Here is a 13,278-nt window from a genome sequence, read left to right as displayed (position 1 = left end):
GGAGGAGGGTGGCCATGCGCTATGAGCAGTCGGACGCGGCGGGTCCGCGGGGGTTCATCGTCTGGTTCACCGGCATGTCCGGGGCGGGCAAGAGCACCCTCTCCCAGGCGATTCGCGACCGGTTGCAGCCCACCCGCTCCGTGGAGGTGCTGGACGGGGATGAGGTCCGGACCTTCCTGTCGCGAGGGTTGGGGTTCACCCGGCCCGATCGCGAGGAGAACATCCGGCGCATCGGTTACGTGGCGAGAATCCTGGCCAGACACCGGGTGGCCGTCATCTCGGCGGCCATCTCGCCCTACCGCGACTCACGCGACGAGGTGCGGCGGCTGGCGTCGGAGGAGGGCATTCCCTTCATCGAAGTGTATGCGCGGGCCAGCCTGGACGTGCTCGTCCGGCGTGACGTGAAGGGGCTCTACAAGAAGGCGCTGGCGGGGGAGATCCCCCACTTCACCGGCATCTCCGACCCGTACGAGGCCCCCGAGTCGCCCGAGGTCATGGTCCACACCGACTCGGAGACGGTGGAAGCGAGTGTAGAGCGTGTCCTCTTCACGCTGCGGGAGCGCGGGCTCATCGCCTGAGCGAGCCCCTTCAGGTATGAACGCGGCCATTTCCCCTCGCCCTCCGGGAGAGGGACGGGGTGAGGGTGCCACGAATCCCGGGTTGAACCCCCTGTCCACACTGGGGTCCATGGGTTGGAGAACAGGGACAGATACCCTCACCCCGACCCTCTCCCGAGGGGAGAGGGGATATGTCCCTGAAGGGATTAGCGTCCCTCCAGCAGCGCGAGCCAGTCCGGGCGGGAGTCGCCGAAGGCGAGGAAGGACGGATTGAGGATCCGTTCCTTGTTGTAGACGAGCCTCCGGCCCGTCAGGTCCGTCACTCCGCCTCCCGCGGCCTCCAGGACGCACTGGGCCGCCCCGGTGTCCCACTCGCAGGTGGGCTGGAGCCGCGGGTAGAAGTCCGCCTTGCCCTCGGCGATGAGGCAGAACTTCAGGGAACTGCCCATATTGGCGGTGCTCGCCGTGGTGAGCCGCTGCAGGAGCGCCTCCACCTGGGGGCCCGCGTGGTCCTTGCTCGCCACGATGACGAGCCGCTCGAGGTTCGCGGGCCGGGTGCGGATGGCCACTGGCGCCTGGCCGGGCCGGGCCACGAAAGCGCCCGCTCCCTGACGGCCCCAGTAGGTGACGCCCGTGACGGGCACGTGCACCACGCCCAGCACGGGGCCGGTGCCGGAGATGAGGGCGATGTTCACGGTGAACTCGCCGCTGCCCTTGATGAACTCCTTGGTGCCGTCGAGCGGATCCACCAGCCAGAAGGTGCTCCACGCGCGCCGTCCGGCCACGTCCTTCTCGCTGGACTCCTCGGAGAGCACGGGGATGTCCGGCGTCAGCCGCCGCAGTGCGTCGAGGATGAGTGCATGCGCGGCCTTGTCCGCGGCCGTCAGCGGGGAGTCATCCCCCTTGCGCTCGACGGAGACGGCGCCTCCATGAAACTGGAGCGTGGCCCGTCCGGCCTCCCGCGCCACCTCGCACACGGCCGACACCAGGGCTTCATCCATATTCGTCATGGCAGGGGAAGTACCGGGCGCCGTTCCCCGTGACGGCGCTCATCGGTGGTTCCGAGCGGGGGTGCTCGGGAGCCGGCTGGGGACTGACTTCCGGAGACATACGGTCCAGGGCTCCGGGCGGCGCAGCCGGCACGCCGTTCACTGCTTCGTCACTTCAGGTCAGGAGGCGGCTCGAGGCAGCTTGCGGCGGCCTATGCCATCCTCCGCGTCGTCCGACTCGTAGTAGAGGGTGGCCCCTCCCTCGTCGTAGACGACCAGCACGCGCTCACTCTGGTTCAGCAGACCCGTGGCGGCGGCCGCCGCCTTGCGGACCAGGGTCTCGGTCCGCGGGAGATTCTTCTTGGTGTTGCCTGTACGCGTTGACGCACCGGGCATGTGGGAAACGACTCCTTGGAACCCTCCCGTACAGGGTGGGGGTAACGTGCTATAGCCAACGTAAACCTTCGTTGACAAGCGCTTGACAAGCCCTGCCCGGACACGAGGTAAGGAAGCGTCATGAACCGTCGCTTCCTCCCCTGCGTCCTGTTCACGCTGTGTCTCGCCTCGGCCGCACTGGCCCAGCGCCCTCCTCCGCCTCCCTCACCCACGCCTCCCTGGCTCCCCCGGGGGGCCTACCTGGGCACCTTCATCCGGGACGGAGTCATCGCCCCCCAGGCCCGCCTGCAGTGGCAGCTCGTCTTCTTCCAGGGCCGCTCGGACACCCTCGGGCTGCTCATCGAGCCCATGGCGGCCATCGCCGTGGCCCGGCCGGCCACCGTCGTCGAGGACGAGGACGTCCCCATGACGTCGCTCCAGTACTACTCGCTGATGTTCGCCCTGGGGTACACCAGCCGCCGCGGGCCCGGCTGGGAGTGGGGCTTCCAGGTCGGCACCGGCCCCGCCTGGCTCCACGCCCGCTTCGAGAACCGCTCCACGGACGAGGAGTTCTACCTGGGCGGCCTGCTGGATGGCCGGGCACGCATCGGCTACCGCTTCAGCTCGGTTTCCCTCGGCTTCACAGTGGGATATGGTGATCCCTACAACTACAGGCGGTCGAGTCTGGCCCGGTCCTATGTGGGCGGACTGCAACTGGGATTCTATGCGGACTGGCGCTAGGCGCCTCTGGACCCTCACCCCTCGGGTGGGGTGAAGTGTGTAGCGAATGGTCGAGCTTCTCAGCCTCCATATCGGTCGCTTTCAGCGAGAGCGGGCGGATTATGAGCGCACGCTGCCGGCGGCGGTGCTCGTGTTCTCGCCCGCGCCCTCCATGCTGAGCGGAGCCGAGGGAGACGACGAGGACGAGACGCACCACCACTTCAAGACGCTCACCAACGTGTCCACGCCGATGCTGGGGGTGGGTGAGCCCATCGTCTTCCCGGTGGTGAAGAACCAGGAGAACGCGTTTGGCCGGGGCATCACCGTGGGGCGCACGGGCAACAACGACGTGGTGCTGGACGATGGCACCGTGTCGCGCTTCCACGCGTGGTTCCAGCGCGAGACGGATGGCCGCTTCATCCTCACCGACGCGGGCTCGAAGAACGGCTCGTACGTGGGGGGGGTCCGGTTGACCCCGCGGCGCCCGTCTCCCATCACGGACGGTACGAAGCTGCGCTTCGGGCAGGTGGAGGTGACCTTCTACCTGGCGAGTGGTTTCACGAAGGTGCTTTCGCGGCGGGTGGGTCCGTGAGCTTGTCAGCCCTTCCACGGGCTTCGTAACGTGTGATTCACCCCTCAAGCGAGGGAACAGGGAGCGTTCGCGGTGCCATTGATGACAGAGGCGTTCGGCCAGACCGACGTGGGCCGGAAGCGGCAACACAATGAAGATGCGATGCTCGTGGACGCCCCGCTCGGCCTGTTCATCGTGGCCGATGGCATGGGAGGGCACGCGGCGGGCGAGGTGGCCAGCAACCGTGCCACCGAGGTGGTCCGCCAGCACATGGTGTCCAACCGGCACCTGCTCAAGGACCTGAGCACCAACACGAGCCAGGACGCGCGCAACGCGGCCCAGGCCCTGATGGAAGTGGCCATCCAGCGGGCGTGCGCGGACATCTTCCGCATGGCGCTGGCGGACCCCACCAAGCGCGGCATGGGCACCACCTTCGTGTGCCTCGCCGTGAGTGGCAACAAGGGCGTGATCGGCCATGTGGGTGACTCGCGCATCTACCTGGTGCGTCACGGCCAGTGCCACCGGCTCACCGAGGATCACACCCTGGTGGCCGCCCAGCTCAAGGCCGGCACCATCACCAAGGAGCAGGCCGCCACCTCGCAGTACCGCAACGTCATCACCCGCGCGGTGGGCATCCAGGAGTCCGTCCAGGTCGATACGCTCATTGTGGACCTGTTCCCGGGCGACCTGTTCGTGTTGTGCTCGGACGGCCTGCACGGCTACCTGGACGACGACGAGGTGCTGCCGTTCGTGCAGGGCTCGCAGCCGGCGGAGCTGCCCAAGCGCTTCATCGACCTGGCCAACGAGCGCGGCGGCAAGGACAACATCACCGCGGTGGTGGTGAAGGTCTCCGGCGAAGGCACCATGGAGGCGGAGACCTCCGAGGCGCAGAGCCGCATGGAGGCGCTGCGCAAGATTCCGCTCTTCCGTCACCTCACCTACAAGGAGCAGACGGCGGTGTTGTCCATCGCCACCACGCGCACCTTCCCGGCCGGGAGGGAGATTGTGGTGGAGGGCCAGCCGGGCGAGGAGCTCTTCGTGGTCATCCGGGGACGGGTGGTCATCGAGAAGAGCGGGGTGGAGATCGCCGAGCTGCGGCCGGGTGGGCACTTCGGAGAGATGGGGCTCATCGACAACGCCCCCCGCTCGGCCACCGTGCGAGCGGTCGAGCCCACGCGCACCATGGTGATTTCACGCTCGGATCTGATGGGACTCATGAAGCGCGAGTCCATCCTGGCGGTGAAGATGCTGTGGAGCTTCGTCCAGGTGCTGTCGGACCGGTTGAGGGCGACGAACTCGGAGCTGAGCGAGGCGAGGCAGGAGCTGGCCGTGGCGCAGGCCATCCAGCCGTTCGCCGAGGAGTGAGCACCCGGCGGGAAGAAGGCGTCGGGCGGGTGACGCGGCCGGAATGAAAGGCCGGAAATGTCGGTTGGCAGGCCGGTCGCGGGGGTAACGTCCCGCGCCGTCCCATGCGCAAATGGCTCGTCATAGGGGCGGCAGCCGCCCTGGTCATCGTGGCGGTGGCGGTGCTGTGGCCTCGTACGCCACCGCCGCCTCCGTCTTCCGCCGTGGACGCGTCCGCGGCCCGTGTGTTGCCCGACTTCGAGGCGGTGGAGGTGTCCTCCGGCATGGAGGAGGGCCTCACGCTGACGGGGCGGGTGTTGGACTCCGCGGGCAGGCCGGTGCCTGGAGCGGAGGTGTTCCTCTCCGCGAGCGCGCAGAAGACGCTCAACTCGGTGCGGTGTGACGAGTGTGGGCTGGGGCTGCTGACGTGCCCCGCGCGGGAGAGTGGCCTGCACGCGCTGGCCTTCTTCGAGCAGGCGCGGGGTTTCCTCCAGCCGAAGGCGGCGGTGCGCACGGACGGGCAGGGGCGTTTCCGTTTCGAGCGCCTGGCCGGCGTGTCCTTCTCCGTGTGGGCGAGGGCCCCGGGCTTCGGCGCGGCCATGCGCGAGCGCGCGGCCCCGGGCGATCCGGTGGACCTGTTCCTGCCGCCCCTGCGGAGCATTGGCGGGCAGGTGGTGGACGGGGCGGGCCGGGGACTGCCGGGCGCGCGTGTGTACGCGGTGTCGCTCAAGGTGCCGCTGCCGTCGGAGACGGTGGCGGGGCCGGATGGAACCTTCACGCTGTCCGGGCTGGGCGAGGGGCCCTTCTATGTGCTGGCCAGCGCGGAGGGTTTCCTCCCGGCGGTGGAGTCCCAGGCCGAGGCGGGCCCGCAGCCGGTGCGGTTGAGGCTGGAGACGTCGCGGACGCTGGAGGTGCGCGTCATGCGGCAGGGCACGCCGGTGACGGCCACGGTGCGGTTGAAGGCGGACCACCTGGCGCGGGAGGCACGTGCCGAGGGCGGCGTGGCGCGCTTCGAGGGGCTGTACCCGGACGAGCTGGTGGTGACGGCCGAGGCGGGGAAGCTGGGGGCGATTCCGCGAATGCTCACGCTGAGCGAGCAGCTCACGCAGGTGACGTTGGAGCTGGAGGACGCGGGCACATTGCTCGTGACGGTGGTGGACGAGTCCGGGGAGCCGGTGGCCTCGCCGGAGCTGGTGTTGCGCACGGCGCGGGGCAAGCCCATCCAGTCGCAGAAGCCGTCCACGGGGGCGCTGGTGCAGTTCGGCCCGCTGGCGGTGGGTGACTACGTGCTGGAGGGCAAGGCCGAGGGCTACCGGGACGCGCAGATGCCGGCGCGGGTGAAGCAGGGCGAGACGACGCTGGAGCTGGAGCTGGCCCAGGCCACGCTGATTCGCGGGCAGGTGTTGGACCAGTACGGCCGGCCGGCGCCCAACGTGTCGGTGCTGGTGCAGCCCACGGGCGACGCGGTGTTGGCGGACGGGGAGGGCAACTTCACGGCGGCGGTGCCCACGCCGGGCCTGTACGAGCTGCACGCGCACCACTCGGAGTGGGGGGGCGGGCAGGTGAAGGCGACGGCGCCGGCCGAGGGGGTGAAGCTGGAGCTGGAGCCCCGGGCGGCGCTGGAGGTGACGGTGATGGGGGAGGGGCGCCGGCTGGAGGGCGCCGACGTGGTGCTGTGGGTGGACAACGAGAACATCTTCCGCAGCGACACCTCGTCCGGGCCGGAGGGGATGGTGCCCATGAGGGGGTTGCCGGCGGGGACGTACTCGATGGTGGCCACGCACAAGGACTACCTGCCCTCGGAGCGGCAGAAGGTGGTGGTGGCGGACGGGCAGACGCAGCGGGTGACGGTGACGCTCGAGCCGGGAGCGGTGCTTCGTGGCGAGGTGGTGGACACACGGGGCGTGCCGGTGGCGGAGGCCTCGGTGTCGGTGCTGCCGCGCCTGGCCGAGCCTGCGGTGACGGACGCGCAGGGGCACTTCGAGGTGCGCGCGCTGAAGCCCGGACGGGCCTACCTCGTGGAGGCACGGCACTCGAAGTACGACCAGCGCGAGCGTGTACAGGGCTCGCCTGGGGGCGAGCCGGTGCGGTTGGTGATGGAGGAGCGCGGGACGTTCACGGGCCGGGTGGTGGCCTCGGACGGTGAGCCGGTGCGGCGCTTCCGGCTGGACGAGCACGACGTGTCGAGCGCGGATGGGCGCTTCGAGGTGGCACTGCAGACGGCGGGAGATCGGGTCATCGTGTCGGTGGAGGCGCCGGGCTTCGAGCCGTTGATGGTGGACAAGCCGGCACAGCCGAGTGACCTGGGAGACCTGGTGTTGGAGAAGGCGCCGTCGGTGACGGGGCTGGTGCGGGACGAGGGCGGAGGACCGGTGGCGGACGCGGTGGTGGGATGTGATGCGTGCGAGGACTCGGTGCTGACGGGGCCGGACGGACGCTTCACGCTGCCGAGCCCGGCCTTCGTGGCGAGGTTCACGGTGTCGGCGCGCAAGGGGAAGCTGAGCGCATCGGCGCAGGCATCGCGCGAGGGGCAGCAGCCGGTGGAGCTGGTGCTGAAGCCGGCGACGAAGCTGTACGGGACGGTATACCGGGCGGACGGAACACCGGCGGCGGGCTTCCAGCTGGAGGGAGTGAACGCGGACCGGGGCGAGTCGGTGAGCATCGTGACGGGGCCGGACGGGCGCTACAGCGTGGACGTGGCGCCGGGGAACTACCGCTTCGCGTTGGGTGCGGCGCGCCAGTTCTCGGGAGAGCCGGCACTGCTGGTGCAGGTGGAGGGAGGGGAGAAGCGGTTGGACATCGGGCCCGGACCGGGTTCGGCGTCGCTGACAGTGCAGCTCAAGCCGGAGCGGGGCAACGCGCTGTGGGTGATCGCCGGGGACGTGGGGGCGGTGAGCAGCCCGCCGACGGCGCTGATGAAGGTGAGCTACGGCCAATTGCTCTACCAGCCAGCGGGAGAACGGGTGACGTTGCAGGGCTTCCCGCCGGGGCGCTACACGGTGGTGTGGACGAACTTCCACACGGAGATGGAGGGAGGCCCGGTGATACGAACGGTGCAGCTCCCCACCTCGGGAGACATCATCCTCAATAATCCGTGAGCGAAGCACCTCCCTCGCCCTCCGGGAGAGGGTCGGGGTGAGGGTATCGAGAATCCCAGGTTGGATCCGCGTCAGCTCCCTCTCCCTCTGGGAGAGGGTTGGGGTGAGGGTCAGCCGGCCTTGAGTTCCCGATTCTTCTCGCCGGTGAGCGAGGCGAGCTCCTGCCGGATGCGGCTCGCCGTCCACTCGAGCTCCTCGCGAGAAAACCCCTCCCCGAGCGAGAGCCGCGTCCCGTTCTGCCATTCGATGACGAGCATGGGGATGGTGGGGCGCCGGGAGATGCCCACGCGGAGCGAGTCCGCCATCTGTTCGCGCACGTCGATGTCGCGGATGAGCCCGGCGGCCCGCTGTGTCGCGGGGCGCTTGCCGGCCCTGGTGCTCTCCACCCTGAGCCCTCGCCGCGACACGGAGATGCGCCAGGAGGTGTGGACGCCCGTCAAGGTCGCCCGCAGGAGGAAGGCACCGAACCCCGTGAGGAGCAGCAGGATCGGCGACACCATGCCCACCACCTTCCACGATGAGTCGAGCGAGTACAGGTAGCCGGCGAATCCCAGGGGAATGAGCATCAACACAACGCAGACGCCGGCCTGGAAGCGGTACGCGTCCAACCATCCGGGGGCGGGCAGCTCCACGACCCGTTGCTCACCGTGCGCGCGCACCTGGATGAGGCAGCCCGGGGGAGGGGCGGAGGGCGGCTCCACGGGCGGGGTTTCCGCGAGCGCGGGTGAATCCAGGGGTGAACGCATGCGCCCGTCGTCCACCTGCAATCCCATCCGCATGTGACGGGCCACGGCCTCGGCCAGCGCGAGCGCCTCCTCGTAGTCGTCGGTGCCCGCGAGGGTCCCGGACGGGAGACGGACCGAGTATTTGTTGATGCTCGAGTCGCTGGAGTCCCCGCTCTGCGCGGTGACGAGCTGGACGTGGTCGGTGTCCGTCACCCGAGACTGCTGTGAGAAGAAGGGGACGCCGAGCCCCCACCGCCAGAAAGCCCGGCCGGAGGTCCGGTGGAGGGTGACCTCCCACACGCCCAGCGTGCAGTAGAGGCCGTAGCCGATACCGAAGAGCATGAAGAGCACGGCCTGGATGTCCACCACGGACCTCGAAATCCAGCCGAGCACGGCGGACATGGCCAGGGCGAAGACGCCCTTGAGGATGTCCACCGGTTTGCGCTGCCGCTGGATGACGAGCTTCGTGTCATCGAGCCACCACAGGTTGCTGCCGCATTCCTTCTTCATCTCCAGAGAAGTTACCCGAGCCGGCGGCTCGAGGCATCACCGAGGCGGAGCCGGGATGTTCTTCGGGAACTTCGGCAGTGCGGGGTTCAGGGTGGACCAGGGCTGGGCGCTCTGGGTCCAGATGTCGAGCATCGGCACGCACCAGCTGGGATCATCGAGGCTGCCGGCCTTGATGGCGACGAAGGAGGGGATGCCACCGCGGGCGAACAGCGGGGTGCCGCACTCGGAGCAGAACTCCCGCCGCACCTCGGAGCCGCTGTCCGCGATCGACGCATACTGCCTGGGCGTGCCGCGCAACACGCGCAGCGAGTCCGTGGGGACGACGGCCACGGTGGTGAGCCCTGTACCGCTGGAGCGCTGGCACTCGCGGCAGTAGCAGTTGAGGACGGCGACGGGGGCGGTGGAGCCCTCATAACGAATGGCCCCGCAGGCGCAGCCTCCGGTGAAGGGAACAGGCACGGGCACACCTCCCGAGAATGAGGAACAAACGGCGTCGTAGGCCCATTTTTCAGAGGGGGCAAGGCAGAACTCCCTCTCCCTCTGGGAGAGGGCGGGGGTGAGGGTATTCCCGCCTGTCCGTGCACTGTGGTTGCGAGCCCGGGCCCGCGCGCGTAATGAAGCCTGCATGGAAGCTTCGGCTCTGCAGGGGCGCCGGGTGATTGTCGGAGTGGGCGGCGGCATCGCTGCGTACAAGGCATGCGAGTTGGTGCGCGAGCTGGGGCGTGCCGGGGCGCAGGTGCGGGTGGCGATGACGGAGGCGGCGAAGCAATTCGTCACGCCGTTGACGTTCCAGGCGCTCAGCGGGCACCCGGTGCTGACGGACTACTTCGATCCCGCGCAGGAGGGGAACTTCGGGCACCTGGACCTGGCGCGCTGGGCGGAGCTGTATGTGGTGGCGCCGGTGACGGCGGACCTGCTGGCGCGCATCCGGGCGGGGATGGGGAACGACGCGGTGACGACCTCGCTGCTGGCGTTCCGGGGCCCGGTGCTGCTGGCGCCGGCGATGAACGTGGCGATGTGGGAGAACGAGCGGACGCAGGAGAACGTGGCGGCGCTGCGAGCGGAGCCTCGTTTCCAGTTCGTGGGGCCGGGGGCGGGGATGCTCGCCTGCGGGGACGTGGGAGCGGGGCGGTTGGCGGAAGTGGGGGCCATCGTGGCGGCGGCGGCGAGCCTGTTCGCGCCAGGCCCCTTGGCGGGCCGGCACGTGCTCATCTCGGCGGGGCCCACGCGCGAGTACCTGGATCCGGTGCGTTTCATCTCCAACCCGTCGACGGGGAAGATGGGGTTGGCGCTGGCGGAGGCGGCGCGGGGGATGGGGGCGAAGGTGACGGTGGTGCTGGGCCCGGTGGGGACGGTGGAGCGGAGCGGCTACGAGGTGGTGGATGTGGTGAGCGCGGAGGACATGGCGCGCGAGGTGCTGGCGCGGGTGGACGAGGTGGACTGCTTCATCGCCTCGGCGGCGGTGAGTGACTGGAAGCCGGAGACGCGCGCGGCGCAGAAGGTGAAGAAGTCGGAGGGCCCGGAGACGCTGACGCTGGTGCGCACGCCGGACGTGCTGGCCGAGGCGTCGAGGCGGGTGTCGGGGCGGGAGAAGCGGCCGGTGCTGGTGGGCTTCGCGGCGGAGACGCAGCGGGTGGTGGAGTACGCGCGGGACAAGCTGGAGCGGAAGGGGCTGGACGCGATCGTGGCGAACGACGTGTCGGCGCCAGGGGCGGGCTTCGGGGTGGACACCAACCAGGTGACGGTGCTGACGCGGGATGGGACGCAGCGGGAGCTGTCCGGGACGAAGCGCGAGGTGGCCCGCTCCATCCTGGGGCTCGTCCACGAGCTGCTGCCTCCACGCGTCTGAACCTTCAGCTCCCGGCGGGAGCCTCGGCCACCTGGGCCGCCGGCTCCCGGAGCTGCTGCTGGTAGATGGAGAGCCGCAACGTCAGCACGTAGGTGACGCCGCAGGCGAGCACCGCGGGTGGGCCGTACTCGGACCCGAAGACCTCCAGCACCAGGGCGATGGCGGCCAGGGGCACGCCCACCACGGCCACCAGGGCCGAGGCGATGCCCACCACCACGAAGAGCTGCGGGCTCAACGTCAGCCCGGTGGCGGCGGCCAGCAGCTGGGCGGTGGCCGCGCCGGACACGCCTCCGAGCACCATGGAGGGGATGAGCATGCCCGCCGAGCCGCCCGATTGAATGGTGAAGCCGGTGGTGAACAGCTTGCCCACGACGATGAGCAGCAGGAACCACCACAGCGACAGCGCACCGCCGTCCCCCGCGAGCAGCCGGGCGATGGTGTACTCGCCCATGCCCAGCACGTGCCGTGGATCCATGCGCAACCCGTAGAAGAGCCCCACGGCCACCACGGCGGTGAAGAGCGAGCCGGCGGCGCCGCGCAGCACCGGGTGGACGCGCTCCACGAGCTGGCGCGTGTGCTTCATGGTGAGGCCCAGGGCGAGCGCCACGGGCGCCGAGATGGCCACGGCCACCAGCGCGGTGAGCGCGTACTCGGCCAGGGTGTACGTATGGCCGTGAGGCGGTGCCACGAAGATGGGGCGGAAGCCGAGGAAGCGGTTGTTGAGGGCGTAGGTGATGATGCCGGCGAAGAGGCAGTAGGCCAGCTTCCGGTAGACGATGCGGTTGCCGTACACCACCTCGAGCGCGAAGAGCGCGGCGGCGAAGGGCGTGTTGAGCAGGGTACCCACGGCCGCGGCGATGCCGGCGAGCTGGCAGGTGCGCAGGGTGTGCTCCGAGCGCGCCCGGGTGATGCGCGCCAGACCCGCGCCCATCGACTCGCCCACCAGCACCACCGGGCCCTCCAGTCCACCGGAGGCTCCCGTCCCCAGCGTCAGCAGGGTGGCCGCTGCCTTGCGGAAGGCCAGCCCGAAGGCCGGCAGCGAGTAGCGCGGACGGGGATCATCCGCCGCGTCCTGGTAGGTGATGTGGTAGTTGGACAGGGCCACGTCCACGCCGTCGGAGGCCACCTCGTTCCAGCCGGGGCGCCGGTTGAGCAGCCCGCGCAACAGGCCGCCCGCCACGAGCAGGCCCACCAGCATCCCCGGGGCCCACCAGACGCCCGCCTCGGCGACGAACGCCAGCAACCGATCGCTGCTGGCATGCACCCCGTAGCGCAGGGCCGAGCACACTCCCCAGATGAGCACGGAGTTGACCGCCACCCGCGCCAGGGTGCGCGCCATCGTGTCCCACGAGTCGTGCAGCGCTCGCTGCTCCTCGTCCAACGGTTCCTGTCGCCGCGCCATCGTCGGAACGTACCTGTTCGGCTCAAAAAATTTGAGCTCAAACAATCTCATCGATTCCAACGGATTTCCACCATGGCGTTGTACTCGACGCTGGGGTAAGCGTGGGGGCGCCCTACCCGGCAGGCGGTTGAACCGGGGCGCGCGGACCCATAAACCCAGAGTCACCGTGAGCGAAGCCCCCGATACCTCGCAGGAGTTGAGCGAAGTGCTGGAGGATCTGCGCCGCCACCTCCTCTGGCAGGAGGAGGACGGTGGCCGATTCCTCCAGGTAGACGCCCGTCTGGCCGCCGAGCTGCGCGGAGCGGGACTGGCGCGTCTGCGTGCCCAGACGGCGAAGCCCGCCCCGTCCGTGGCCGCGCAGCCCGCGCCCGCCGCCGCCCAACCGCCGCCCGCCGCGCGCCCGATGCCCCCGAGAGCCCCGCCTCCCGAGCCCGAGCGCCCGCTGGCCGCCCGAGCGCCAGAGCCGCCCGCCGCGCGCCGGGAGGCTCCGGCGTCGAGGCTCATCGAGGCCCCCGCCCAGCCGCGCCCGCTCGCGGGTCCGCTGCCCGGGGTGGTGGAGGGCGAGCGGCCCACGTTGGACGAAATCCGCCGCGAACTGGGCGACTGCCGCCGCTGCAAGCTGTGCGACGGGCGCAAGAACATCGTCTTCGGCTCGGGCAACCCGCGCGCGGAGCTGGTCTTCGTGGGCGAGGGCCCCGGAGCGGACGAGGACGCGCAGGGTGTGCCCTTCGTGGGCGCGGCGGGCCAGTTGCTGACGAAGATGATCGAGGCGATGGGCTACCGCCGCGACGACGTCTACATCTGCAACGTGGTGAAGTGCCGTCCGCCGAACAACCGCAACCCGGAGCCGGACGAGGTGGCGGCGTGCGAGCCGTTCCTGCGCGCGCAGCTCCGGGCGGTGCAACCCAAGGCGATTGTCGCGCTGGGCAAGTTCGCGGCGCAGACGCTGCTGCGTGACAGCACGCCCATCACGAAGATGCGGGGCACCTGGCGTGAGTACGAGGGCATCAAGCTGATGCCCACCTTCCACCCCGCCTATCTGCTGCGCCAACCGGCGGAGAAGAAGAAGGCGTGGGAGGACCTGCAACAGGTCATGAAGTTCTTCGGCAAGCAACCCGGGCAGCGCGGCTGACCTGGG

12 protein-coding genes are annotated in these 13,278 nt (G+C 69.9%); 7 read left to right on the top strand and 5 right to left on the bottom strand.

Annotation, left to right across the window (positions count from 1 at the left end; all coding sequences use genetic code 11):
* Positions 1-14 precede the first annotated feature (14 nt).
* The gene (cysC, locus tag BO221_RS28775; protein WP_073563815.1) at positions 15-578 is read left to right on the top strand and encodes an adenylyl-sulfate kinase; all 564 of its coding nucleotides are present in this window, start codon (positions 15-17) and stop codon (positions 576-578) included.
* A gap of 185 nt (positions 579-763) precedes the next feature.
* On the opposite strand, the gene cysQ is transcribed toward cysC, so the two are convergent.
* Both cysQ and BO221_RS28765 read right to left on the bottom strand, forming a co-directional pair.
* Positions 764-1,567: a 3'(2'),5'-bisphosphate nucleotidase CysQ gene (gene cysQ / locus BO221_RS28770; RefSeq protein WP_073563813.1), complete on the bottom strand. Its 804-nt coding sequence runs from the start codon at positions 1,565-1,567 to the stop codon at positions 764-766.
* Positions 1,568-1,726: 159 nt separating this feature from the next.
* Entirely contained in the window at positions 1,727-1,942 is a 216-nt protein-coding gene (locus BO221_RS28765; RefSeq protein WP_073563811.1) for a hypothetical protein, read from the bottom strand.
* Between the two features lie 120 nt (positions 1,943-2,062).
* On the opposite strand from BO221_RS28765, the gene BO221_RS28760 reads away from it, so the two are divergent.
* The 4 genes from BO221_RS28760 to BO221_RS28745 all read left to right on the top strand — a co-directional run bounded on the left by BO221_RS28760 (position 2,063) and on the right by BO221_RS28745 (position 7,654).
* Positions 2,063-2,662: a hypothetical protein gene (locus BO221_RS28760; protein ID WP_073563808.1), complete on the top strand. Its 600-nt coding sequence runs from the start codon at positions 2,063-2,065 to the stop codon at positions 2,660-2,662.
* 46 nt (positions 2,663-2,708) lie between these two features.
* The gene (locus BO221_RS28755) at positions 2,709-3,233 is read left to right on the top strand and encodes an FHA domain-containing protein (protein ID WP_073563806.1); all 525 of its coding nucleotides are present in this window, start codon (positions 2,709-2,711) and stop codon (positions 3,231-3,233) included.
* Positions 3,234-3,314: 81 nt separating this feature from the next.
* Positions 3,315-4,577 (top strand): Stp1/IreP family PP2C-type Ser/Thr phosphatase, encoded by a 1,263-nt coding sequence (locus BO221_RS28750; protein WP_043408468.1) that lies wholly within the window; start codon positions 3,315-3,317, stop codon positions 4,575-4,577.
* 104 nt (positions 4,578-4,681) lie between these two features.
* Positions 4,682-7,654 carry a carboxypeptidase-like regulatory domain-containing protein gene (locus tag BO221_RS28745; RefSeq protein ID WP_073563804.1) on the top strand — a complete coding sequence of 991 codons (2,973 nt, stop codon included), beginning with the start codon at positions 4,682-4,684 and terminating at the stop codon, positions 7,652-7,654.
* A gap of 110 nt (positions 7,655-7,764) precedes the next feature.
* Here the strand turns inward: BO221_RS28745 and BO221_RS28740 are convergent, their stop codons facing one another.
* Both BO221_RS28740 and BO221_RS28735 read right to left on the bottom strand, forming a co-directional pair.
* Positions 7,765-8,889 carry a hypothetical protein gene (locus tag BO221_RS28740; protein WP_073563802.1) on the bottom strand — a complete coding sequence of 375 codons (1,125 nt, stop codon included), beginning with the start codon at positions 8,887-8,889 and terminating at the stop codon, positions 7,765-7,767.
* Positions 8,890-8,925: 36 nt separating this feature from the next.
* Positions 8,926-9,348: a GFA family protein gene (locus tag BO221_RS28735; RefSeq protein WP_073563800.1), complete on the bottom strand. Its 423-nt coding sequence runs from the start codon at positions 9,346-9,348 to the stop codon at positions 8,926-8,928.
* Between the two features lie 166 nt (positions 9,349-9,514).
* On the opposite strand from BO221_RS28735, the gene coaBC reads away from it, so the two are divergent.
* The gene (gene coaBC, locus BO221_RS28730) at positions 9,515-10,738 is read left to right on the top strand and encodes a bifunctional phosphopantothenoylcysteine decarboxylase/phosphopantothenate--cysteine ligase CoaBC (RefSeq protein ID WP_073563798.1); all 1,224 of its coding nucleotides are present in this window, start codon (positions 9,515-9,517) and stop codon (positions 10,736-10,738) included.
* A gap of 4 nt (positions 10,739-10,742) precedes the next feature.
* Here the strand turns inward: coaBC and BO221_RS28725 are convergent, their stop codons facing one another.
* Positions 10,743-12,140, bottom strand: a complete 1,398-nt coding sequence (locus tag BO221_RS28725; protein ID WP_073563796.1) for a chloride channel protein — start codon at positions 12,138-12,140, stop codon at positions 10,743-10,745.
* 166 nt (positions 12,141-12,306) lie between these two features.
* Between BO221_RS28725 and BO221_RS28720 the strand changes: the two genes are divergently transcribed.
* Entirely contained in the window at positions 12,307-13,272 is a 966-nt protein-coding gene (locus tag BO221_RS28720; protein ID WP_073563794.1) for a uracil-DNA glycosylase family protein, read from the top strand.
* Positions 13,273-13,278: the final 6 nt, after the last annotated feature.

The organism is Archangium sp. Cb G35 (genome assembly GCF_001896145.1).
GTDB classification, from domain to species: Bacteria; Myxococcota; Myxococcia; order Myxococcales; family Myxococcaceae; genus Archangium; species Archangium violaceum.
This window is presented reverse-complemented; position numbering and strand designations above follow the sequence as displayed.